The sequence below is a fragment of the Stenotrophomonas sp. GD03877 genome (assembly GCF_029840555.1).
Taxonomy (GTDB): domain Bacteria; phylum Pseudomonadota; class Gammaproteobacteria; order Xanthomonadales; family Xanthomonadaceae; genus Stenotrophomonas; species Stenotrophomonas geniculata.
The window spans coordinates 1-24,677 of sequence record NZ_JAOCCT010000012.1 but is presented as its reverse complement, the minus strand read 5'-3'; the positions used below and the strand labels follow the sequence as shown (position 1 = coordinate 24,677).

Sequence of the window (24,677 nt, the reverse complement as noted above, 5' to 3'; positions counted from 1 at the left end):
TAATCACGCCAGCCCCATCCAAAGCGGTCCTGGATTATCTGCACCGGACACAACTGCCGCCCGGGAGGGCTACAGTCTGCAGATGACACGGATCCTGCACATCGAAGGCACGTCCATCAACGACATCGCCAGCCTCTACGTGGAAATCAATCGTGTGTTCATGGCCGACGAAGACTGGCAGCTGGGCGCAAGCCTGGACGCGCTTGATGACCTGCTTCACGGCGGCTACGGCGCTCTCGCAGGCCATGCCACCGCCACGGTGGTGTGGCGTGACATCGCCCACAGCCGCGATGCACTGGGCCGCGAGGCCACGCGCACCTGGCTGCAGTCGAAACTCGCTCAGGGCGGCAGGTTCAACGGTCCGGCCATCCACGCTCAGTTGACGGCACTGGCGCTTGGCCAGGGACAGACCTACTTCGAGATCGTCATGGAGATCTTCGGCAGCCATCCGCAGATCACCCTGGTGCCTGGCTGAGCGGGCTGCAGCGACCAGCCCCACATCTGCTCAGAGCTTGGCCAGGGCCTCGCCCAGACGGCGCGGGAACGCCACCTCGCTGGCCAGGTGCCATGCGCGTGCATTGGCGCCCAGCCGGGTCCACTCGGACTCATCCATCGCCAGCGCGCGCTCGACGGCCTGTTCCAGCGCCTTCTCATCCACATGCCAGGTCCTGGACAGATGGCAGGGCTCGCCCTCGTGCGCGGCAACCAGGATGCCTCGGCTGTCGTCGATCATCTGATTCATCGGCGCGCCGTCGCAGGTGATCACCACCGCCCCGCAGCTCATCGCTTCCACCAGGTAATGGCCCCAGCCTTCGGTCTGCGACAGGCACAGGTGGAACGCATGTTCGTTCTGCAGGCGCTGCACCTCCTGGTCGAGCAGCCGCTCGCGGACGATCCTCAGGTTCGCGGCACCGCCCTCATCTTCGTCCGAAGGGCCGCCGCGCAGGATGGTCAGCAAAGGCCATTCGGGGTGCCGTTTCCAGACATTGACGAGTGCAGCCGTCCCCTTCATGCGGCTGGTACCGGCCGCATGCAGGAAGCTGCGCGGCCTGCGCGGCACCGCCGGGTCGTAGCGGTCACGGCTGCAGAAACCGACCTCCAGTGCGCGCATGCCCAGCGCGTTGAAGATGCGCGTGGCTTCTTCGGTCTTGGTCAGCAACGCATCGAACCGCGGCAGGATCCGCAGGCTGCGTGCGGACACCCATTCCGGATTCGGGATCAACAGATTGACGTTGGCCAGTCCGAAGCTCGCCGGCCGGACATGTTCCAGCGAGATGTTGATGTCGAACCGGGCCGGCGTGCGCCCCAGGCTCAGCCACGAGGCCAGCAGCCTGCGCAGGCGCATGCCGCGGAGTTTCCAGGCACCACCATTGCGCACCGCGTCCAGGCGGCTGACCGTCACCGTGTGCCCGAGCTGCTGCAACGAGCGCTCGATCACCTGGATGTCATGGGACAGGCCACGCTGGTTGTCGGCAGCCAGCAGATGGATATGCGCCATCAGGAGGGACTCCCTTGCCGGCGCAGGTCACGCGCCGGCAAGGCGGTCGCCAGCATGAAACCCAGCACCAGGTAGAAATAGAACGAATGCGGCATCGCCCGGTAGAACACGTTGTCCGTGAACGCCGAAAGCGCATAGACGATGACCACGGCAAGTCCGGCGGTGGCGATCATCGCGGTGATGTCGTCGGCGTGGCCGAGACGTCGCACGAAATGGATGCCGGGCAGGATGAAGACCAGCAGCATGATCAGCAGCAACGGCACGCCACCGGTCACCGCCGCTTCCAGGTACTCGTTGTGTGGGTGGTTGTAGCGGAAGATCGACTCGGACACCTCGCCGCGGGCGATGCCCTCACGTGCATAGGTACCGAACTGGTTCAGGCCCACCCCCGCCACGGGATGCTCGGCGAAGGCGTCGACCGCCACACCCCACATGGCGATGCGCTCGCGGACCGAGCCGACCTCGTTTTCCTGGTTGAAACCGGAGATCTCGCCACTGACCTCACCGAAGCGCTGGATCACCTCATGGTTCAGCACCGAGGTGGCGCCGACCACGCCAATGACCAGGGCACCGACGAAGGCCAGTGCCCCCCGCCAGCGCCGGGTGCGCCGGACGTGCACCGCAATCACCATCAGCATGGCGGGAATGAACGCCAGGATCGGCCCGCGGCTCTGCGCCAGGATCGAACCATAGACGCCGACGGCGATGGCCACGCCGTGCAGCCAGCGTTCGGCCGGATGGACATTGGGCTGGATCAACCGGATGACCGAGAACAGCGCCATGCACAGCGTCACCATGGTGAACTCGATGGCGGTCCATTCGCCGCCACTGAAACCGTGCGCGCGTTCAAGGCCCATCACGTGGTGCTGCACGATGCACGACCCGCCGAAGACCAGGGTGGACAGGGCGAAGATCTTCCAGATCAGGCGCCAGTCCAGCGCAGTGGCGAACACCGCAGCGGTGCCCAGGTAGAGCAGTGTCTGTGCCGGAAGGTCCAGTTCGTTCCAGCGCAGCCCGTGCCAGAGGATGCTGTAGAAGGCATAGGCCAGGCGCAGGAAGCAGACGATCACGATGAACCGGGCGATGCGGTAGCGCAGGCGGACATCGGGCTGGCGGCGGATCAGAACCACGCCGGTGACCAGCAGGGCCAGCAGCAGCACCGCCTTCAGCAAGGTGTAGGGTGCGGAGCCGGCAAGCGGAACGATGGCGACCAGGATGCTCAGCAGGACGGTACGCCAGGTGTAACGAGGTTCGGCGGCCATGCAGGCTGCAGTCATGCTTGTTCTTTCCATCAACGCCCGCCCGGGATGAGTCGCCCCGGTTTCCATGGAGGCCGCTTGGCGGAAATCGCCGGGGCTGACACTACCGTGGGGCCCCGTGGAAATCAACCAAACCGCAGGTGTACGGGGGCGTGCGTTGGCGTACGGACAGTCGCGGGCAACCGCCCTTGTCTCTGGGCATCGGTCGGGATCATCGACCGCCCCAGGTCGCTACACTAACGATCTCTCCGGCCATGCCTGCGCGTGGCCACGCCCCGACGCCCTGCCAAGACGCGAAACGCCCCAAGTGACTGATACAAAAGACAACACCAGCAACGCCAAGGCGTCCAAGGACCACACCCCGCTGATGAAGCACTATTCGCGTGTGGTTGCGGATACCCTCAAAGTGCTTGCACTGTAAGGCTTTCACCGCCGCCGTGTCCAGCCAAACTCCCCATGGACACACAATGGACACAGGTTCTGCCGCCTTGTGTCCCAACCTGTCTTAAGACGCCCCCGCCTCACTCTTAAGTCTTCAACGGCCGTTTCCCCGTGGACACAGCGAACACCGATGATCCCTCGTGTGACCATGCGGACGTTTTGTAATTGACTCTGCAATTGGCAATTGCTTGATGGGTTTCAATTGCAACAGCTTGCCAAAAGTAAAAAGCCCCGTAATGTAATTTCAATTGAGATTATTTTACGGAGGGTCAATGAGACAAAGAGGATTTAATTTGATTGAATTGACCCTGGTCATGGCGCTTATTGTCGGACTGGGGGCGTTGACATATAAGTTGTTCAAGCCATCAGCTTCAATGGCTGCGATCCGCACAGAACAATCGCGCGCAGGACAAATTGTTCAATCGCTGACGGATCTCTATGTACTGCAACCCTCGTACGCCGGCTTGTCCACGGCGACCCTTGAAAGCACGTACAACTCAAAATTCATTGTGCGCAACGACACATTGGACACGCCATCAAGCATTGGCGCGTCGGCAATTGTTCAGCCCGGAACGGCCTTTGGAACCAACGACTCAATTGACCTTATTTATCAAGCCGTACCAAATGGATCGTGTGTGAAGCTGGCAACAGCATTGGCCCGCTCAGCGGATTTTGTTCGCATCAACAGTGTGGAAGTGCAAAAGCCATACTCCAAATTGCGTGAGGACTTGCTGGCAACGCAATGCGCCACACGTGATCGCAATGAAGTTCTGTTCCGCTACACCAATAAAAATGTTTCGACTCAAGCAACAGACATGTCTGCTTGTGAGTGTTCGCCCACAATCGAAACCCAAACTTTAGCGTGCGCGGACAACGCCAGCGGTTCCATTACCCAACGGCGCAATGCCACGTGCCCTGCGACGACCTGCCCTAGTCGCCAATGGACATCGTGGGTGACCACCAGCAACACATGCGCGGCCAATGCTGCGCCTATACCCGTCATTGATCCGCAAGTCCCACAATCCATCTGCACGCCAATCACCGAGCAGCGTGTATCGAACTGTCCAAGCGATCAAATTGGATTTGTCGTTGAAGGGCGCACCCGCGCGTGTCCCAGCCATCAATGGGGAGCATGGACGCCTGTTACTCGGAAATGCATCGATCCGGCCCCACCCCAAACAGCGTGCGAATTTGACCCTACAACGGACAAAGGCACGGAAACGACTGCCTGTCCAGCCGGTCAAGGCGGAAACATCATTCGTGAGCGCTACCGCAATTGCAAAGCGGATGGAACAAAAGAATGGGGTGAGTGGCAGACGATGACCAACACATGCAGCGCGTCGTGCACCACAACGGGCACCTGCTGTGCGCCTGGACGCATGCAGCGCGCCACATCAGTAGCCTGTCCTATTCGCACATATGGCGAACGCAATGGTGTTGAACAGCAATTCTCTCGATGCACCAGCGCAACCTCCGCTCCTGTGTGGAGTGGCGTGTGGGAATTGAATACGTCAACGGTTGTTGGGCAATGCAACGCATGCCCAGCTGACACCTCCACGACATTGACCCGCACAGAACCCCGCTCGGGATCCTGCCCTGCTGGAACGTTTGGAAATCAAAGTTGGGAAGCGGTGTTCAATCAGTCAATGACCGTAACTTATGCATGCAACGCCACATCAGGCCAGACATCACCAGGTCGAGAAGAGACGTATGGAGCATGGGTCGAGTCGGGCACACGAAATCACAACAGCAATTGCGCAACATGCCCATCTCCTTACAACGAAACCGATGAGCAATGGCAACGTGTGGATCTTGGATGCCCAAGTGGTTATTCGGGTCAAAACTCGTATGAGAAGCAACAGCATCGCCAACGGACAATAAGCTTCAACTGCCCAAGCGGTCAGACAACTGCGCCGTCTCCCAGCGTCGGGGCATGGGGTGGATGGTACGACACAGGAGCGCAACGCAATCACGTGAATTCGTGCGCGGCAAGCTGCACAGTCGAGAACCGCTCATACCGCATTGCTTGGCAGAATTCTTCACCACTTAACGGATTGAAGGACTGCAATGCATCGAACATCGGTCAGCGATCGTGGTCCAACTACATCAGTTGCAGTGGACTGGGGCCATGTGGCGGAACATTCCGCGCAGCCATCTGCACATCAAGCGGTTGGCAGATTGTGGCCGGTGCCGGTTCCTCACCATATGTGGGATGGTCAAGTGGCCGACCAGCGGAATGGGACGCGGTGTATATGCAGGGGTACAACGATGCACCCGCAATTGGGGCGCAACAGGGCTCAGCGGGTCAATCGAATTGGATCACCTATCAATGCTTATAACCCGAACCTTTTTGGGGCCGTCTTGATGCATCAAGCGGCCCTTGTCGGTGACCATGTAGCCAGGCCCAGCCTTGAAATCTTCTGCGGAAAAGACATCTGTTTGTCCACGTGCTTCTTTAGCCCCCAGGTGATAAAACGGACCCGATAGAAGCACAGCCTTGTCAGCGGCATTGATTTTGTAGGTCGAACCAGTTGGGTGCGAATGAATCCCCTGACCTGTCGCGGTCATGCCCTCGGGGCAAACACTGGTGATGGGGCACATCACGTGCGAACCAACCGTTGTGACGGCTGCACCCCAATCCCCCTGTGGGGACTTGCAAATCTGAGCGCACACTTCGTGCTGAGTGTTTTTGGTGTAACGCGCAATTGGACCCGAAATCGATACCGCAAATTGATCCATCGTCATTGCAGAACGTGCAGTCAATTCACCAAGAACTCTACCCTCAAGATTGCTTCTCCCAATATTTATTGACGCACTCACTGACTCAAATGCCAGACGCGACCAGCCACCAGCGGTGTAAACAACAAGTTCCGCATCAGAGTATTTCAGCGCACAGTCCACCAGACGAATGCGATAAGAGCTTTCCGCTTTCGATATATACCCGCAGCTCGATGACCGCTCAGCTAACGACACACGCTCAACAAAGCTATGCAGCGCCTCACCGTCATGACTGACAAATGCTCCCTCGCCGAACGCGCTGACCGATGAAACTATTAGAGACAACCCAAAAGCAAGCAAAACACATTTATTCATATACAACCCCATTACATTGATTTAATTCAAGTTATGAGGTAAATGAATATTGTCAATTAGCTTGACTTGGTTATATCGACTGATACTCTAATTGTGCCGGGAACGTCCAACCCCCTTACGTCTCTTCGGCAAGCCCCCATCACGGGGGCTTTTTTTATAGCCTAAACCGTAGTCGCGGCTTTGCTATTGACAAAATTGTAATGTCTGATTTCCTGAATTAGTGAATTCACTCACTAACAATAAGGAGGTCCAATGAAACACAATAAACATTCCTGCTTTTTTTTAGCACTATGCTTCGGCATGGCTTTAAGCGGACATGCTGCAGCTCAATCAACGATCAATCTTGGTGAAGGCAACGCATCCACAGATGATTCCCCAACGTATGCATCCGGAACCATCATAATTGGTTATGACAACATCAATAACGGGGTGCGCAACAATCTCAATGGCTTTGGCAACACAAGCATTTGGTCGTCCACAGTTGTTCCCGATCCATCGGTTATGTATGGACTGACGCGCAACACCGCGTACGGAAATGGAAATCACCTGCAAGGTTACAACTTATATGCATCTGGCATAGAAAATCGCGTTTTGGATGGGACAGAGGTCTTTGTAACCGGCCGTGAAAATGTCTTACGCGGCAACAATATTTTTGTGTCTGGCGACCGGAACGTCAGCGACGCTCTTGCAAACGGCGCAATGGCTTACGGTGGAAACAATGGCCTATTCGGCAACGCACTCATTTACGGAACTAGCAACGTAGGTCACAGCGGTTTCATCGCAGGAACCAACAACTTCATTCTTTCAACAAGTGGCGGGGCGGTGTTTGGCATCTCCAACTACGAGCGGGGAACGAACAACTACCTGTTCGGGTATGAGAACCGCAGTTCTGAAACATCAAATGGCAATTTGCTGGCCGGTAGGTACAACAGTGCAAGCGGAGCAAACAGCACTCTGGTTGGTCATTACAGCAATGCGGTTGGGGATGGCGGCTTGGGTTTGGGAAACAACACCCAAGTCAACGGCGCTTGCGTATCGCTGGGCAATTATTCTGAGTGCGGTGAAGCCAACACGGTGTCGTTTGGTAATGGAAACGCCAATGGCACGAAACGTCTGTTGTTCGTATCCAACGGAATTGCCAGCACCGACGCAGTGAACCTTGGGCAGTTGTCTGCTGTAAGCCAGTCGTTGGGCGGCACTGCTGGCTTCACCAATGGCGTTTACAACGGTTGGAGCGTCAGTCTTGGGGGCTCGAGCTACAGCAACGTACACGACGCTCTTGTGTCGCTTGATGGACGCCTCACCACCGTTGAGAACAACCCAGGCGGTGGTTCGTCCACACCCGGTCCCGCTGGTCCCCCTGGTCGTGACGGGGTTGATGGCACCGATGGCTTGCCTGGAAAAGACGGCGATAAAGGCGACAAAGGCGACCGTGGCGAAACTGGATTGGCTGGAAAAGACGGCGAGAAAGGCGAAAAGGGCGATCGCGGTGAAACTGGATTGGCTGGCAAAGACGGTATCGACGGCGCCACTGATCCTTTGGCAGTGAAGTACGACGACGAAAGCAAGTCCACAGTCACACTGCAAAGCGCCTCCGGTGGGTCGACTCGCCTGAGTGGCGTTGCACCTGGCCGTATCGCTCAAGGATCCACAGACGCTGTGAACGGTGGGCAGTTGTGGGATATGGAGAACCGTTGGAACGACCGCTGGGAAGACACCAACCGTCGCATTTCTCAACAAGATAAGCGGATCAACGGGTTGGGCGCTCAATCCATGGCGATGAGCCAGATGGCGATGTCCAGTCAATACCTGCCTGTTGGAAAAGTCTCTTTCAACATGGGCGTGGGCTTCTACGGGCCAGCCGCTGCGGTGGCTCTTGGAGGATCAGCACAGGTCACTGAGCGCATTCGCGTGACGGGTGGCATCACTGGCGGATCTGGTGGAACAAGTGTTGGCGGCGGCTTCGGGGCTTCAATCACCTTCGACTGATATCTCGCAACACCTACAACTCGGCAGTACCAAATGGGGGCGCCGGCAAGCGCCCCCTTTTTTCTACAGCATTAAAGGAGGTTTCATATGATGAAAAAAATAATTCTTACGCTGGCACTCATGGTGTCTGCAGCTTCTGCACAAGCAGCACACGTTCTTGCGTCAGATATCACAGGGGTTGTTGTGGATGGGCAGGGCAAGCCCATGGCGGGCGAAGTGGTGCGGGCCTACCACCACGAAACGAACCGCCTGATAGAACGACGAACAAATAGCAAGGGACGCTACCACTTCAATAATGTGCGGTCGGACGGCCAGTACACCGTATCGCACGCGGCAACATCGTTCACCGGTCGAGTCCAGTTGGGACAGACACACCGCCAAAACTTCGTGGGCGATGTCGTGCGATACGACTCTCCGTCCATCCTATTCTCCTGGGTGTGGTCTGGACCCAACCAGCGGGTGTATGGCGTTGCAAGCCATGCAAAGGGGGAATGATGGCTCAATACTTCCTCGTCCCTTACAGCGACAAAGACAAAGCCCGTGAACTGGGCGCACGCTTCGATGGCGACACCAAGTATTGGTACGCCGACACAGTGGAATGCATCGAACAGATGCGGCTGCACTTTGACCCCATCACCAATCCCAACCCCATCACCACACTGATTGGTGAAGACCGCACGTTTGGCGGGAACCATCTGCACATCACAATGGTGCCCATGAGCTGCTGGATGCGCTCGGTGAAAGCCTGTTTGGACCCCTCGGACTGGAAACGTCTGTCGGCGGGGCTGCGCCAAAGAAGCAACCACACGTGCGAGTTGTGCGGCGCCAAAGAGGATCCCAAGCGCGAGGAATACTTGGATGTGATTGCGCGGTGGGAGTACAGCGACACAGGGAACGTGCAAACGCTCAAGCGCCTTGTGAGCGCGTGCCAGATGTGTGTAAGAGCCACGAACTACGGTTACTCAAAGCTGACCGGTTTGGAGACAGAAGTTCGCCACCACTTCAAGGCAACCAACGGTTGTGATGATGACTTTCTGGACCAGCACATCATCGAAGCATTTGGGCTTTGGACCCAACGCTCATCGAACAATCAAAAGTGGACGATGGATCTTTCGTTGCTTTCCAACAACGGGATCCGACTTGCTAATAAAGGGGGCGTTTGAGTGGTGATGGAGCGGCACGGTTTGGCCGCTCTGAAAAATACCAAGCCCGCCCCCGCCACATCTACGCGCTGTTGTTCGACAACGGGTGCTGCTATGTGGGTCAAACCACAGACCTACGCAGGCGCGAAGGCCAGCACAGAAGCCACGCGGGTGGCTGGCAAGGTCAGTGCTTCACCTTCATCCAACTGGCGACCATGACCGGCACCAAAGCAGAAGCCGAGAACCATGAGTACGCGTGGCGGTTTGCAGCGCAACGGGCCGGTTGGCGCATCTACGGCAAGCCACCAAACATCCGGGTGAACACCGCACTGCGCATGACACTCCTGCGCCGGTCCATCGCCAAACAGTGCGTCTGGCCTGGGCAAAAGCGCGGGATGTGGGGATGGCTCAAATGGGTCTTGGGGTTCGGTGCCGCTGCCGGAATGGTGGCGCTGTTCCAATAAAAAATGGCCCCAAGGGGCCATTTTTATTCAGTAATACCCGCGCTCGTTGGCGTCCCGTAAGCGCTCTTGTTCCTCTTCTGAACCAAACGCTGGACGTGGGCGAGTCAATCGCCACGCGACACAGCACGCGGCGACCAGCAAAATGATGGCAAGGACATACACCATGGCCGTTAAGCTCATAAGGTCTGTCTATTGAAGCTATCACGCTGAGTATTGGGGGTCAACGCACGGTCCATCGCCTGTTGAATTTCCGATATGTGTTGACCCACCCAATCCTCAATTTGTTTGCTTTCAGCGTTCAATTTAGCTTGTTTTTGCCGCGTCTCATTTCCACGCTTTTTCACACCTGCGCCAACTTCTGGCTTTTGAAATTTGAATTTATCAAACATCTTGGCAATCTCCGCGCCCTCTTCGCCACGCACACCAACGTGCAGGGTGTTCTCCTTGTTGCGATCAAGAGCCGCGCGTTGGCGTAGTGTTTCGGCTTCGTGGGTGGTTGTGTACAACGTGAATTTCCCTTTGGTCACTCGTGAGATTGCAACCATCAAACTGCTGCTGTCGGTCATGCCCGCGTTGCCCAGCAAGAACACATCTGTCTTGCCTTGACCTTGGGCTCCATGCACCGTGCGCGCATAGTTGTGCTGAATGGCGTTCCACTCTTCGGTGTTGAATTTGAGTTTGCGACGCTCCAACCCCTCATCGATGTCCACCGTTACGTCAAATCCGCCACGCTTGCGGTTGGGCACGATCGATGTGATTTTTGCCTCGGTTCCGTTGACGACATTCATCACGCTGTCGGCGGTGGTGAAGCGGATCCGATCACCAACGGACAACGACATGTCCTCAAAGAACTTTTTGCCCATGGCACGGATATGCACCTCTTCTTTTGCAACCTCACCGCGCTCTTGATAGCCCTTACGAATGGCTTGATTGAGCGTTTTAAGATCTGCATTGGAGTGCGCCAGGACTAAGCGTTCGTCAGTGGTTGCATGTGAAGCAAAGTAGTCGGACACCAGCGAGTCAACCGCCTCGGCGTGGGTGTTGTACTCGTCAATGCATCCTGCGGCTTCCAACGCGCTCCAAATGGCGGACGACTGCTCCAACACTTCGTTGCGGGACTTGGGTGAGCGTTGCTTCACCGGCAACCCATTCTCGTCGTAACCGTAGAACATCTTTACGATGTCGCGCATCCGTTGATCCTTCTGCCGCCGAATTTCAGTGATGGTGCTTTCGCCCAGTACATCGCTCATCAACGCCATGCCCTGCCCTGCGCCCACTGGCTTCAACTGCTCTTCGTCGCCCTGCAAAATGAGCTTTGCGCCTGCGTTTTTGCAGTGCGCGGACAACGCACGGATCTGTGGCACGTCGATCATGCCAGCTTCGTCCAACACCACAACATCATTGCCGGTCAACACAAGGCGGTTGCGCGATAAGTCGGCAAGGATTTTGGTCACCGATCGGCATTCCATGCGGCTTTCTTCCTGCAGCTTTTTGGCCGCTTGGTTGGATACGGCACAACCCAGCATGCGTTTGCCTTGTGCGCGGTACACTTCGGAGTAGAAGTCCGACACGGTTGTTTTCCCCGTACCTGCAAAGCCCGACGCCACACACACGCCGGCCGTGTCACTGACGATGTGATCGACCGCTGTACGCTGCTCCTTGGACAACTTGAAGCCCTTTTTCAGTTCCAAAGCTTCAATGATCGGTGTGGACAGTTCCTTACCCACCTTCCACCATTCCTCCCCTTTGCGGGCGTTGGACATGGTGACCAAATCCAACTCGCACTCCACCATCCATCGCGCCGCGTAGCGCGACTCAGTGTGGCGTCGGGCCAAGGTCATTCCTTTGTCGTCGTCGTGCAGCGCCACAGGGTTGATTTCCATCAAGTCGCTGGTGTCGGACACGGCTGCATCGGCCAGGGCAAACAGTTCGCTTGCGGTGACAAAGCCCAAGTTTTCTGTGCCAATCTGACGCAGCAGTGTTGGGTAGTCGAACGCCGCGTCGTTCTCGTGCAGCAGTTCAAGCAGTTCCTCACGCGTCCGCGCGGGGCAACGCACATCCTGCTGTTCCTTAAGTTCCGCAATGGTGGGTATTTTAAATTTTTGGCTGACGTTCTCGATGAGCTTGGAGAAGTGGTCCATCAGTTCGGGATAAGACGGCTCGTCTTTGTGCTTGCGCGTCTTCGCCCAGGCTGCGGCGTCGGCCGTGCCCTTGGAGCGCTCTTCCATGATTTCCAGATGGCGCGACGAAAATTCGTTGATGAGTTCTCTGTCGTGTAAGCCTGCAACCTCCCACGACCGCGCGCCTGTTTTCTGTCCGTGAGCATCAACCTCTTCGCTCTGTACAATTTTGAATCCCGCCTTGGACAGTTCTGTCGCAAGAACATTCTGGTACACCATATCGGCTGCGTGGCGGAAACGAAAAATCTCAGATGCGTCAAAAGTGCTGTGCTTGCCGTCCGAACCCTTGCACACGTTGTAGACCAAAACGTGGGTGTGCAAGTGAGGTTCCAACTCGCGGCTTCCGAACTGCATGTGCATTGAGTACGCCAAGCCGTCAACGTCAATCACGTCCTTCCCGCCTTTGCTGCGCCGACACTGGGTGAACGCCTCAAACATCTTGCTCATGGACGCCTCCACAGCTACACGTTGAGCTTCCATCACAATGAGCTTTGTGTCGTCATCGCCCAGGGCATGCAAGAGCGAAACAGACTTTGGTGGGGAGTGCGTAAGGTCGTAGCCCGCGCGTCGTCCGCCTTTGTCCACCATCATCACATTGCCATCCTTGTCCAAGCGAGGCTTGCCGGTACGCTTGTCGATCTTCACTTCGGCAGTGGGTCTGGCGCCTGCGTTCTGACACAGTTCCTTACCTGTTGGTGAGAAGCCGTCGAACAGCGCCATCATGTCCTCTTTGTTGACCGGCTTTCCGAGCAACCCCAACTCACCGGCAAGCTTGCCACCCCAGTGGGACGTGACATAGGTGGATGTTGCGCTCTCAAGATCCGGCGTGCCGTCCAAATAATAGTCAGTGGCTTGACCGTCTTGTTTTTGAGTCTTCTGTTGCAGTTCGATATCGGGAACCGCCAACAAATAGTCGATGACATCATCGCCTTTTGGATTGCTTGATCTGTGTTGCAATAGTTGTCGTTGGATCACGGGCACCCCCGTTTGAATGAATGACTTCATCCAAACAAAGAACACGGTTTTGTCAAGGGATTACATGCGTTGAAAGCGCATGCGGGGAGGTGTGTCGCCGCGCCCCACTTCGTACTGTGTGGACGCCGCCGCCAGCAATCGGCGCTGGTAGTCTTCTGCCTCTACAACGCCCAAATCTTGCAATTTGATTTGCGGAGCGTTTTTACCACCCTGTTCCACCAACCAACGGCTTGCGTCTTCATGCCCACCCGCTTGCGCGATGTCCAACGCTGTCTCTTTCAAAATGTTTAAAGCGTTGGGGTCACATCGATCGATCAATAAGGCAAGACACTCCACACTGCCGCTGCTTGCCGCCGTGTGTATGGCCGTCCGGTGCAAAGGATCCACAACGGTGGGATCCGCACCGCTGTTGAGCAAGACTGAAAGGGTGTCTACCGATCCGCTTTGAGCGGCCAAGTGCACCGCTGGCGTGGTGGAGCGATGTGTGTGGTTGATGTCGGCGCCGGCCGCAATCAGTTCTTGCACAACGTCCGCGTGGCCGTTGCGTGCCGCGTGTTGTAGAACAGTGGTGTTGGCGTGATCCAACTGGTGCAGGTCACCGCCCAGGGCGATGAACGCGCGCGTTTGCTCAAGGTTGCCCATGCTTGCGGCTTGGTGTGCCGTGAGCCGGTGTTGTTCGCGGCTGTTGACCACAGGCTTGCGCAGATCAAAGGGGCGCTGACCATGCATGTCGGCCGCTTCCACGTTGGCGCCGTTGTCCAACAGCAACGCAGTGATTTCGACCCGGTGGCCGAGAACGGCGAAGTGCAGCGGGGTGATGCCGTTTTCATCGGCGACGTTGGCGCCATGCTCAGCAATACAATCCAAGACAGTGCCACTGTCGTTGTCGATGATTGCGCTTTTAAAGCGCTCGTTAAAATAGGTCATGCGGCCCCCTGAAAAAATGAATGTGACATCCACTCAAACAAAGAACCGGCCAATGTCAAGCTGGTTTCTAGCGAAACAGATCCATGACCTCTTGCTGGGAGAGAATTTGAGGCTGTCGGTGGGTTCCTGCGTTTGACTCACTGGGGGACTGGATAACGGCTTCTGCTGGTTTGGCTATTGCCGCAGCTTCTGTCATCCAACGCGCTGGCACTTGCCCAGGTCGTTGCACCTCCAACGATTGGCCGGGGAACGACAACAACAAGGGGTCATAACCGGCCGTTGCAACGATTGCCCGCACCTCAAACGATCCCTTCTTGCCCCGGCGTGGACCCAGCTCGTTTGTCAATTGGTGTTCAAAGACAACCTGACGGCCGTCTTGATGCACGTTGGCGTTCTCGTCGTGGGCCAAGGTCGCGGTGACATTGGTTCCAAACATTTCGGCCACGTGTTTGCGTGTCTCTGACATCTGCAGCTGACAAATCACGTGTGTACCGACGATGGTGGGCAGGATCTTTGCCTCTTCCGGTGAGTACACTTTCGACAACTGACCAAGCTCTTGGATGCCGGCAATCAAAGTGACGCCCTTGGACCGTCCTTTGTCGATCAACGGCATGATGTTCAACCGCCCCGCCGATGTTAGCTCGTCCAAGATGATGTACATCCCACGGTTCTTGTCTTCTTTCATCTTGGGGGAAATCACCTCACCCACCAAAATATTGATGAGGGAGGAAATGTAAGCACTGGTCAGAAGCTCCATTCCGCCGCCCTGGACAATGACGCCCTTGCGCCCTTTGTAGTCGTCCGAAGCCCACTCAGTGATTGAGAAACGGCGCTTGCCGACTACAGGCCACGCCTTTGCGAAATACTCAACGGCTTGCATGTTCGACATGATGGTGGACATGATGTTCGATGTCGTTTGCGAGTCGGGGTTCTCAATGAGTGGAAATGCCTTTTTGTAGTTCGCCAGAATATCTGGCTGCATCTGTTCGGCGGTTTTGTTCAACTGCTCATTCAAGTCCGTCCAATTCCACAATTTTGGCTTGTTGGCAATCAATGTACGGACGGATCCGACAAAGATCATGCGGGCTGTGTTGGTGAAAAATGGATTGTTGTCCCCAGGCTTCTCCGGGATCATGCAGCGAGCGAACTCTTCCACTTGGATGCTTGTGTGGATATCGCACGCCACATCCCACACGTATCCTTGCTTGTCGTACGGGCTTAGAACGATAGGGCGTGGGTACACTACGTTGATGGTTTTGGCCTTCACGCGCTTCCAGCGAGATGCGGGGTCTGTGTAAGTTCCGGCGCTGAAATCACCGTAGCTCGTGAAGTCACCCTTTACGTCGTACAAGAACAATTTCTTCTTCTTACGGATGACTTGCCGAATGAGAGGCAAAAGGATCTGTGTCTTCCCCGACCCAACCGAGCCGTACAACAGCAGATGCCGGTTCCAGCGCTCCTGGGACAGTCGCAACTCAGGGTGCAAGAGCAAGGGCATTGTGTCCTTGCCCACTTCCGCCTTCGTGATCTGCCGCGCCATTTTGATTGCGTCTTTCCCTTTGCGCACCTGCGGCCCATCCAAAACATACATGTTCCGCCGTGGGATCAATCCGTATTTCAGTGCACCAATGGCGCAGGCAACAGAGATAACAAAGCTCCAAATTGTCGCGTAAGGCGAACCAGTGAGTTGGAGGCTTTCGATGGCGTCTCGTGCGCCACCGATCATCAATCCCAGTGTCGCGTAGTTCATGCTGACCACCACACCCAATTTCAGATGCAAGCTGTAGGGCACGGCGGTTGATGGTTCCCACATCCGCACTCCGAATATCAGAAGACCATAGACAAGGCAAAAGACGCCAATTGCAAGCAACAGTGCCGTGTCCCAACGCCGAACCAGTGTGTGTGGTGGCACGTGCTTGCCCACGCGCCCAAATGCCTCATAAATTTGCTCCATAAAAAGCCCCTTTTGCTTTTCAACATAAAGGGGCTTTTCGTTCCGTCAAGTCCAACTGAATTTTAGAGGATACATGGGCTGGTACATGACCCATGTTTGCGCTTCAGGACTGGGGCATATTTGCACAGAAAGATATATTTGCTCTTCGCACGGGCTGTCGAATGGACAAATTTCCCCCATAGGCTGATAGGCAAAAGCCGACAACAAGATGGCGGGAGAGACCTGTGATGCATCGGCGATCATTGCAGGAGCCTTTTGTCCACTGCGTTTGGCTTGGATCGCCACACGGCATTGGGACTTCATCTCCACATGCGGATAGTCTTTCAGGGACGCCCAGGCTCCACCCCAGTCCAAACCGACTGCCTGAACCATTTCGCCAAACAACATATAGCCTTCCCGCACATGTGGATCGTTCATGTCCCACGTGGGCTTGCCGTCCACATGCAACACACTGTCCATCGCATAGCCGTGGTTGTGGCAACTCATTCCCGCTCCAACGCCCGTGACACCCGAATTGCTTGCCAGCAGCGCCGCTTGACGGGCCTCGCTGCGCATCCCCTCCATCGGCCGCATGTCAAACCCACGTTGGGCCATCACGTCATACACCGCCTCAAGTTTTGTGCGCATGTCCGGGTGCACGCCTTTCCACATCTTCTCGTTGCGTTTTTTCTTGAAGAAATTCCACCACTGAGTTTCGTTGGCGTTTTTAACCGGCGATACGCTGACAGACGATTGCAACGGATAGGACGTGATTGGTTTTTCAACGTGCGCAAAGCACGGACTAACTATCAAAGACATAAGTGACAGAAAGACGAAACGTAAAATCCATTGATGCATAAATTCCCCTTTTTCAATACGACTGTATTTATTGAAGAGGAACATCAAACATTGTCAATACCTTTTATTGAACTGGACGCAAAAAAAGGCCGGATTGCTCCGGCCTTCTTCTTGAAACGATCACATTTTTTGACTGAACCGCTGAGTTTGCTCTTGAACCTGTACTTGTTCTTGAACTTGCACCTGCCCTTCGGATTTCTGACTTTGCTTAGCAAGCAGTGCATCGACTTCTTTCTCCTTGGGCCAACGGTTGTTTTCAATGACAAAGCGGTGTTGGACATCGGCAAGCATTTTTTCTTCATCGCTTGGTTTTGCCAATGTCTCCGCCGCCCAGGCCATGCCACCTACGCGCTGTCCGGATTGCGACTGGCTTCCCTCTCCTTGTTCATCTTGCTTTGCGCGACGCTGGGCGATGCGTTGAGAAAACGAAAACGAATTGCTGTCCTGTTGAAGATCGTACGCATCCGCCTGCGCTTGGGCGTGCATCAACTGTTCTGAGGGCAATTCTCCGAGCTTTTGGCGTTGGCCGGTGGCCTCCAACATTTCTTCAAACTTAGCGTTGCGCCGCGCGGTCAATTCACCCAGCACTTCGGGGGAAGACTTTTCTTCCCATTCGGCCATGGCTTGACGGCTCTCAGCGATCTTGTCTTCGTAGACGTTGAACCGCTCTTGCCATTGGTCTTTTCCAAACGTCATTGGCTTGGGGTTGTTTTCCAAAAACTCGGTGCGGGCTTGCAAAACTCTCTGATAGTCCTCTTCCAAGCGCAGCACATGGGTTGGATCCTTCCGACGCTCAATCTCACTGTCGTACTGCCCAATACGCCGCTCAAGAGTGTCCACCTTCTGATCTTGCTCCACCCAGGCTTGCGCCTGGGTGTCTCCTTGTTCTGCAGCTTGCTGCTTGCCCTCACGGTATGTGTCATCGGGGGCAGCAAAGATGCTGTTCAGATCGGTGCTGAACATCGAGTCGTTGTATGTTTTTTGATCCTGTATGTCTTTGTTCATTAGTAGTCTCCTTTATTGGTTGTATTAAGCAGCTTCGGTTTCAAACAGTTCTTGCTCAAGTTGATCCTCTTTGAACTCGCGCATGTACTCATCGACCTTGCCGGGTGTGACGGGAATGGTTTTGGCAAAATCAACACGGCGGACGTTTCCACGGTTGAGGTAAACCAGCGCACGCGCACCGCCACTGGTGTTCAACTCGCGTCCCATTTCCACCAACGTGACAATGGGACCGTCTTGCATTGCGCCTGAACCGTGAACCATCATGGCCGAGCGGATGGACGACGAACCTTCCTGGACATTCGTGCCACGCAGAGCGCTCCATTTTTGATCCCAGCGGTGTCCAATGTCGTTGCGGAACATGTCTTGCGACACCACTTTGGCAAAGCCCCAACGCTTCAATTTCCGCATGAATGCGCGCTGTGGGTGATCGTCAACATTGAGAGTCGAACGTTTGTAAGTGGACGTACTGGCTTTGAAGTCCAAACCGCGTCCAGAGGGGTTGTATTGGATCAATGTTCCATGTCCAACCTTGCGCATCACAAACTCATACGTTGCTTCCGAAGCCTGCGAACACGTAATTGATTGGAATTGATCCAAGAAGCCTTCCATGCCTGCCTCAGTCTCAAAGCACGACATCAAGCCTTCGACGTTTTGAGTCAGATACACAGCACCCATGCCGAACGAACGGGCGATGGGGAGCAACTTGATTTCCTGCTGGCTGACCAACAGTTGGCATTCATCGATAATTTGGATGAACACTGTTTCCTCGGGCATCTCCTTGCGCCAATCAGCAACCTTCACCCGCTGCTTGAGTTTGGCGTACACACGTTGCTTCAACAGAATTTGGACTGCGGTGCCGGCGTCCTCGTGCAATGACTCGGGCAGATCGATACCGATGCGCGCACCACGCATGACTGCGGTGATGTCCACACCCGTGGTCAAGGCGGTCCATGGGGTTCCGTTCTCGTCCACAAGTCCAGTGGATTGGATCAGTGGGTTGATGCGTTGGTTGACGTTCAAGCGGAACGACTGGCGTTGCTCATAGGGCATGCCCACCCATGTGTTGGCCACATAGGTCACGGCTTTTTGCAGCGCTGATCCTTGGCGTGTGAGTTCCGGGTGGATGGCAATTGGCGAGCGGTCCACGCCAACAACATTCACGCCTAGGAAGTTGAACCATTTTTGAAGCTCTGGACCCATCGCTCCCTGAGCGTTGCCCTGGGTGACCACGATGTTATCCAACAGATCCAACACCGCGACAGCATCATCGAAGCACCAGCGCCATTTGCGCGGACGCTGCACTTCGGTTTTATAGAACGCAAGACGGTCGCGTGTTTTTTGCAATTCTTTGACGGCGTTGATGTGGTTTTCGGAACCTTTGGTTGCCGGATTGCTGTTCAACTGTTTGACGTTGAATTCCAAGTTGGGGATCATCATGTCGATCTTGGTCAACTCTTGGACAGCTTTTTTGTAAACACTTTCTTCGTGCTGACACAACGCTTCAAAGATGATGCACGCATTGAGAACGTGGTTGTCGGCACCCTGCGACCAGATTTTGTTCTTATCGTCGGAACTGGCAACCATGGAGTTGATGGCTTTGGCTAGTTCCTTGGCGCTTAATCCTTCAATCAAACCAACGGCCATACCCGGCTTGATGTTCCACTCAAGAACGTTTGACAGTTCGCCTGGCAATGTCCCCTTACCACACAGGACAAACAAACCAACGCGATATCCTTCCATGCTGCACAAGGCAATTTGCAGTGCCACCAAACGTGCGAAGTTGGTTGTTTTACCAATACCGGTACGGCCCAAGCACAGCATATGTGTGCACAGGTCATTGATCGACACAACCATTTTCTTACCGGGATCGGGACTGAAATCGTAGCGCTTGGACGCCAAGTAGCCACTGGAAATGGCAATCACGATTGTTGGTGACTTGTCCTTCTCTACGTTGACCGCTTGCATGTGGCGGTCTTCTCTCGTGGTTTTGAAAGAGTGGTCTTGCATCACCCCACCAACCACCTTGTTTTGTTGATCCAGTGCCCAACCACGTGCACGGAAATTCAATTCTGTGTAGCGCATGGCGTACGCAGACGCGAACAACAAGATCACCCAAGGTGCCATGACGGGCGGCAAGCACATGACAATGCCAAATCCAGTGCAAAGCTTCGCCCAACCCCATGCCCATGCCTTACCGCCTTGTACCGCACCACCCAAATTTGAGTCATCACCCCAGTTGACGATCGTGCCAAAAATAAACACGCCCCAAACTGTGGAAAGGAAAAAGGCGATAGCCCCACCAATTTTCAACAGGATCCCAAACGGGCTCGCTGAAAAGTTGGTTAGCGTCTGCAATATGGACATGGAATACCCGCCGTTGCCCGACGCTTGATCCAGTGCCGCAACGCCCACACCTGTCTTGACAACAAAGATGGCGTACAGCGAGAACAAGACTGGTGCGATAAAGCCAATGAACCCCATCTTGATGGCTTCATTCACGTCCTCCCCTTGGTGCAAGGCGACGATATGAGGAACGACAAGCGCCGCTGGGATCACCGCCAGTAATGCCCAAAAGCTGGGCAGGGCTGCAAGCACAATTGTGAGGGCGGCCAACACGGGGATCATGCCGTACACAATTGATGTCGCTGTGGAGTCCGCGCCTTGAGTCAGGTCATTGGTGGTTACAAAGTTTTCCCAGGGCAATCCATCGGCCGTTACTTTGTAGCTGGAATGCTCGTCGTCCAGGTCTTCGGCGATCATGGGCGAGTACATCCGGAACGGCTCCAAATCAATGCCTTCGGGAACGTACAAGGTTCCATCATCCCGGCGTTGTGCGCCCATCTTTAATACTTTCTCAACGTCGCTGCTGCGAACGTTCGGCAGTTCACCGTTGAGAACATAGCGATCACCACGTCCAATTAAGCGCAAGAAACGCTTGTTGGCATTACGCACAGTTTTTTGTTCGCTCGTAAGGACCGGCCCTTTGTTCTTGATTTTCCCGCTCAACTTGTCCAGAAAATCTGGAATTGTGAAAATGTTTAAACCCATACCACCTCCTTTAGATTTTAATGATTAACCAAAATATGAAGCCCAAAAATGAAATTATGGCAAGCGAAGTCATGAACACCCCGCGCGACACACGTGGTGCCTCTTCATCCCGAATTTGAGCCAACAGCAAACTTTGATCGCGCCAGTTGCTTTCGGACTCGGAAATGTCGGACGTGCTTCCGCGATCGCCTGTGTTGTAGTAATACTCCCGCTGCAAGTGTGGGTTCATCTTTGAAAACTTATCCAACGGTGTCCGGATTAGTGTTCGCCCGTAAAAATCGTACAGCCAACTTCCCAATGACAGGCCAAACTTCGTTTTGTATTGATCGTAAATTTTATGAAGCATTTTTACTCCTTATATATATGAGTGATTGTTACTCAAGCACGGAAGCCAATATTGTCAAGAGTCAATAGTTAAAGTTTTTTGGCCCATGCATCCAGATCCGAATTGGCCTTGTCCTGCCAGTCGTCTTTTTTATCCTTTACTTTCGCATCATCATTTTTTGCCTTACGCTTCTCCACCGGCTTCGGTGCAGTTGCAGTTGCCTTGGGTGCCACCGACTCTTTGGAGGGCTGTTTAACGATGACAGTTTTCTGCTCGGGCTCAGTTTTTGGTTGAGTTGCAGGCTCAGGCGCCGGTTTGAGTTGGGCAAGAGGTGAATTGCTTGCAACGGGTTTGAGTTCGCCTTGATGATCTGCGTCCAATGGCAGTTGTTCTTTCGCGCGCTTCTGAGCTTCAGCTTCCGCTTGTGCCGCTTTTTCTTTTTCCAACGCTTGCGCTTGCTCCGCGTCGAACAACTCTTTGTCCCGCAAAACCACAAGAACATTTTCACGTGGAGTGAGGCTAATGCTGTGCGGCGATTTTTCCGTTGCGGATTTGTAGTGAACGGTTGTTTTTATGTAGCCTTCTGGTGTCACGATCAAAATCTTCGGATTGACCTGAGTTGGGGTGTAATCCGCTGACGGTTCCAACGTGTATTCCTCGCGCACATCAACCGTACGGCTGGTCAAGGTCACAACACCCTTGCGTGATATCTCAAATGTGGTTTCACCATCGGTCCAGCTTTTTCCGAAAATGGCTGTCACACGCTCACCCAACACAGCACCGCGTGGTGTTTTGAATTCCTTTATCACTGGCAAGTTTTTTTTGACCGGCGCAACTGCTGCCGATGGAGCTTCACTGGATCCATTTAAGTGGAAATACGCGGCAAACGATCCGGCTGCAACGATGCAAGCAACGACTGCAATCACGATCAGTTTTCGTTTTGGCCGTGATGCAACTTGGGCTCGATCGGCTAGCTCGATGTCCTGGGCGTGAGGTGTTGGGTTGACCTGTGTGGGAGTCACTTTTGGTTTTACTTCGTCCCCAACCACCGGGCCTTGCTCCACCTCTTGAACCACATGCTCCGGTTCAACCGGCTGCTGTTCTGAAACAGCGACCGCAGGTTCCGGATTGCTTACCACAGGCTGTGCCTGGACATCCGCAACGCTCTCCACGGGCGCGGGAGATCGATCTTCTTTCTTCTTTGTTGCGGCGGACACACCGCTTTTCAGTCCCGACCAAATTCCGGCGCCCACTTTTTTTGCACCGTCCTTCATCATGTGTGCCGTCTCGATGGTCTTATCCACGGCACGGTCCAATTCTTGGCTGGACTTGTCGTTTAATAAATCATCATCGTCGTCAGCCATTTGCATTTGCAATGCGCGCGGGTCAATTTTAGATTTGTGTTCTTCTGTCATATTTTCTCCTTTCAATCTCACGATGGTCTTGAAGAAGAGGGCGCCGAATTGACGCCCTCGCCTCCTGCTTTGTTTACCGCTGAGCAATCTCGGGCAGTGGGGTGATGACGAACTTGTTGTCGCCCTGGCCGCAACTCACTTTCACTGCGTGTTGCACTCCGGCTCCGTTGAACGCACCGCGCTTGCCCAGTTCGGCCAATGGAAGTTCGCAACCGGCCTTCCCGGAAAATTCAAACGTCAATTGGTTTTTGGATTGCGAACTGATCGCAGCCACCTTGTCGAACACCGTTGCCGTCTTTTCAGAAACCGGCGACATATCTTTGGGGTCGTACGCAATCACCATTGCGCCCAGTTCTTTTGTGGGCTTGCCCTTGTCGTCCACACCGTCGCGCTCATCGACCGATGCTTTTAAGCCGGCTTGTTGCGCGTAAGCGCTTGCCTCTTGGAACTCTTTGAGTTGTTTTGCCTTGCTCCACTTCTTCCCAAAGAAGTTACCGCCCGCGCATCCCAGCGCTCCGCCACCAATGGCTCCTGCGGCTTTGTCGTCTTTCAAAATCTTCGCGCCAACAACACCACCCAAAATTCCGCCAACCACGCAACCGATCTTTCCGGCCTTTTGTGTTCGCGCTTGATCTTCGGCCGGAGCCTGGGCGTGTGCGCCGATCGATCCGGTCACCAATGCAACCATTACTGCTGTCGTTAAAATCATTTGCTTCATTTGTATCTCCTATTTTTTTGTTGATGAATAATTTGCACCTGGGGAAGTTGTTGGGATCTTGTGCAATGTTCCCCGTGACATTGCATCCAAGATATTTTTCTTACGAGTTGTCCGTCGGGAACGACACACCACCGGAATTTCTCGTAGATGTCTGCTGCCGATTTCCTTGGCCATTATTTATTTGCAAACCACCACCCTCAATGAGTCGGCTCGCCAATGTGTTCAATCCACCAATGTGTTGCTTGCAAATTTCGATATGCCGTTCGGACATTGCGTCATTGATGCTCCGCACGGCTTCAACAAACGTTTTTTGATCCGCCATCAGGTTCAATCTGAGATTTGCCACCTCCTTACGCAGATCCTCTTGGGTGCGGAGCAAATCGGATTTTGCTTCCTCGATTGCGGCCACTGTTTCAACGCGACCGAGCTTGACCTCGATTGCATTGCGCACCCAGTCGGTAAATGTCATACCGTTTTGGGCCATTTGTTGTTCAACCCGCTGCAATTGCCGCTCTGAAATTTTGATGTGCTTGTTAATTGTTTTCATTTTTCCTCCCTTTTGTTTCCGTTACTCAAACAAAAAATCGGATATTGTCAAGCTCACACCCAAAAACGTTGGTATTACTGGGTTTTTGGCATTTAATTTGCAGCGCAAAAATACACGGGCGTGTACATCCGGAAAGCATTGGCGTTAAAGGCTTTCCAATGGCCCTTTGTTGGTTTTTAGCTACACGCCGTTAGAACACCATAGGTGCGACATGTGCATACGTTCTGTACAGTCCCAAACAGACGGCTGTAGACTTTCGGCCACCGCGAGCTTTTGTTTTTGCTTTGCGCTTTTTTGTTTTTTGCTCTGGCTTTTCGCTTCTGCCTTGCTCTGGCTGTCCCTCTGTTGCTCTTTGCGGGCGCTCGGACTTTTTGTTCTGCGCTTTGCCCACTGGCGCGCTCGTTCGCCAGTCAGTGCCCCGCCCTGGCCGTCTCGTGCTGTTTCTCTGGATGTTTGCAGTGCGGCACCACCGCTTGTGCCTGCAGCTCGTATCGCCCGCTGCGCGCCTGGCTGTGTGTCAGCCATCTGTTTGAGGTGGGCGGGGCACTCCCTGCCCTCGCCTGCGGCTCTTAGCTGTCCGTCTGGTTGCTTGCGCTATACCTGGGCGCCGTCAGCTCGGTCGGCCGGCACGTGTCGTCTGGTCCGCTCAATGGGTTCGTTCATCCAGCAGTCTGGTGACGCCGTTTGGTTCTAGCACACACAATCAAGCGTCTGGTTGGGTCAGCACGCACACCGTCTGGTAACAGGACTTGGCCTTGTTTCCATTTCCAAGGCGCCGATTGAAGATCCGCACTTTCATTGTCACTCGCAAAAAGAAACCCGCCTAAGCGGGCTCTTTGTGGTTACATTTTTCGCCGCAT

At 54.6% G+C, this 24,677-nt stretch carries 19 protein-coding genes; 6 read left to right on the top strand and 13 right to left on the bottom strand.

From position 1 onward, the window contains the following. Positions 1 to 82: 82 nt before the first annotated feature. Positions 83 to 475, top strand: a complete 393-nt coding sequence (locus tag N5D20_RS11015) for a barstar family protein (RefSeq protein ID WP_049433910.1) — start codon at positions 83 to 85, stop codon at positions 473 to 475. Positions 476 to 505: 30 nt separating this feature from the next. Here the strand turns inward: N5D20_RS11015 and N5D20_RS11010 are convergent, their stop codons facing one another. Continuing rightward, a complete protein-coding gene (locus N5D20_RS11010) occupies positions 506 to 1,498 on the bottom strand; it encodes a glycosyltransferase (protein ID WP_019337566.1) in 993 nt (330 codons plus the stop codon). Continuing rightward, entirely contained in the window at positions 1,498 to 2,775 is a 1,278-nt protein-coding gene (locus N5D20_RS11005; protein ID WP_019337565.1) for an O-antigen ligase family protein, read from the bottom strand. The genes N5D20_RS11010 and N5D20_RS11005 overlap by 1 nt, the downstream gene beginning before the upstream one ends. Positions 2,776 to 3,491: 716 nt before the next feature. Between N5D20_RS11005 and N5D20_RS11000 the strand changes: the two genes are divergently transcribed. Next, positions 3,492 to 5,537, top strand: a complete 2,046-nt coding sequence (locus tag N5D20_RS11000; RefSeq protein WP_279914437.1) for a type 4 pilus major pilin — start codon at positions 3,492 to 3,494, stop codon at positions 5,535 to 5,537. On the opposite strand, the gene N5D20_RS10995 is transcribed toward N5D20_RS11000, so the two are convergent. Beyond that, positions 5,518 to 6,291 carry a hypothetical protein gene (locus N5D20_RS10995; protein ID WP_279914438.1) on the bottom strand — a complete coding sequence of 258 codons (774 nt, stop codon included), beginning with the start codon at positions 6,289 to 6,291 and terminating at the stop codon, positions 5,518 to 5,520. The two genes, N5D20_RS11000 and N5D20_RS10995, sit on opposite strands and share 20 nt — an antisense overlap. Positions 6,292 to 6,543: 252 nt before the next feature. Between N5D20_RS10995 and N5D20_RS10990 the strand changes: the two genes are divergently transcribed. The 4 genes from N5D20_RS10990 to N5D20_RS10975 all read left to right on the top strand — a co-directional run bounded on the left by N5D20_RS10990 (position 6,544) and on the right by N5D20_RS10975 (position 9,886). Beyond that, the gene (locus N5D20_RS10990) at positions 6,544 to 8,280 is read left to right on the top strand and encodes a YadA-like family protein (protein ID WP_279914439.1); all 1,737 of its coding nucleotides are present in this window, start codon (positions 6,544 to 6,546) and stop codon (positions 8,278 to 8,280) included. A gap of 90 nt (positions 8,281 to 8,370) precedes the next feature. Next, on the top strand, positions 8,371 to 8,775 hold the full coding sequence (locus tag N5D20_RS10985) for a carboxypeptidase-like regulatory domain-containing protein (RefSeq protein ID WP_279914440.1): 405 nt from the start codon (positions 8,371 to 8,373) through the stop codon (positions 8,773 to 8,775). Beyond that, positions 8,775 to 9,443 (top strand): DUF5710 domain-containing protein, encoded by a 669-nt coding sequence (locus N5D20_RS10980; RefSeq protein WP_279914441.1) that lies wholly within the window; start codon positions 8,775 to 8,777, stop codon positions 9,441 to 9,443. Before N5D20_RS10985 ends, N5D20_RS10980 begins: the two co-directional genes overlap by 1 nt. Further along, positions 9,440 to 9,886 (top strand): GIY-YIG nuclease family protein, encoded by a 447-nt coding sequence (locus N5D20_RS10975; RefSeq protein WP_279948124.1) that lies wholly within the window; start codon positions 9,440 to 9,442, stop codon positions 9,884 to 9,886. The genes N5D20_RS10980 and N5D20_RS10975 overlap by 4 nt, the downstream gene beginning before the upstream one ends. Positions 9,887 to 10,062: 176 nt before the next feature. Here N5D20_RS10975 and mobF read toward each other — a convergent pair whose 3' ends face one another. The 10 genes from mobF to N5D20_RS10925 all read right to left on the bottom strand — a co-directional run bounded on the left by mobF (position 10,063) and on the right by N5D20_RS10925 (position 23,817). After that, the gene (mobF, locus tag N5D20_RS10970; RefSeq protein WP_279914442.1) at positions 10,063 to 13,071 is read right to left on the bottom strand and encodes a MobF family relaxase; all 3,009 of its coding nucleotides are present in this window, start codon (positions 13,069 to 13,071) and stop codon (positions 10,063 to 10,065) included. Positions 13,072 to 13,101: 30 nt separating this feature from the next. After that, positions 13,102 to 13,968, bottom strand: a complete 867-nt coding sequence (locus N5D20_RS10965; RefSeq protein WP_279914443.1) for an ankyrin repeat domain-containing protein — start codon at positions 13,966 to 13,968, stop codon at positions 13,102 to 13,104. Positions 13,969 to 14,035: 67 nt separating this feature from the next. After that, positions 14,036 to 15,922 (bottom strand): type IV secretion system DNA-binding domain-containing protein, encoded by a 1,887-nt coding sequence (locus N5D20_RS10960; protein WP_279914444.1) that lies wholly within the window; start codon positions 15,920 to 15,922, stop codon positions 14,036 to 14,038. A 45-nt stretch (positions 15,923 to 15,967) separates the two neighbouring features. Continuing rightward, positions 15,968 to 16,804 carry a M15 family metallopeptidase gene (locus N5D20_RS10955; RefSeq protein ID WP_279914445.1) on the bottom strand — a complete coding sequence of 279 codons (837 nt, stop codon included), beginning with the start codon at positions 16,802 to 16,804 and terminating at the stop codon, positions 15,968 to 15,970. A gap of 75 nt (positions 16,805 to 16,879) precedes the next feature. Next, on the bottom strand, positions 16,880 to 17,764 hold the full coding sequence (locus N5D20_RS10950; protein WP_279914446.1) for a hypothetical protein: 885 nt from the start codon (positions 17,762 to 17,764) through the stop codon (positions 16,880 to 16,882). Between the two features lie 24 nt (positions 17,765 to 17,788). After that, the gene (locus tag N5D20_RS10945) at positions 17,789 to 20,812 is read right to left on the bottom strand and encodes a hypothetical protein (RefSeq protein ID WP_279914447.1); all 3,024 of its coding nucleotides are present in this window, start codon (positions 20,810 to 20,812) and stop codon (positions 17,789 to 17,791) included. A 10-nt stretch (positions 20,813 to 20,822) separates the two neighbouring features. After that, positions 20,823 to 21,158, bottom strand: coding sequence for a hypothetical protein (locus N5D20_RS10940; protein ID WP_279914448.1), 336 nt, complete (start codon positions 21,156 to 21,158; stop codon positions 20,823 to 20,825). A 68-nt stretch (positions 21,159 to 21,226) separates the two neighbouring features. Then, complete coding sequence (locus N5D20_RS10935) at positions 21,227 to 22,552, bottom strand: hypothetical protein (protein WP_279914449.1); 1,326 nt, start codon at positions 22,550 to 22,552, stop codon at positions 21,227 to 21,229. Positions 22,553 to 22,625: 73 nt separating this feature from the next. Further along, positions 22,626 to 23,270 carry a glycine zipper 2TM domain-containing protein gene (locus N5D20_RS10930; RefSeq protein ID WP_141098009.1) on the bottom strand — a complete coding sequence of 215 codons (645 nt, stop codon included), beginning with the start codon at positions 23,268 to 23,270 and terminating at the stop codon, positions 22,626 to 22,628. A gap of 100 nt (positions 23,271 to 23,370) precedes the next feature. Continuing rightward, positions 23,371 to 23,817 (bottom strand): hypothetical protein, encoded by a 447-nt coding sequence (locus tag N5D20_RS10925; RefSeq protein WP_279914450.1) that lies wholly within the window; start codon positions 23,815 to 23,817, stop codon positions 23,371 to 23,373. Between the last annotated feature and the right edge of the window lie 860 nt (positions 23,818 to 24,677).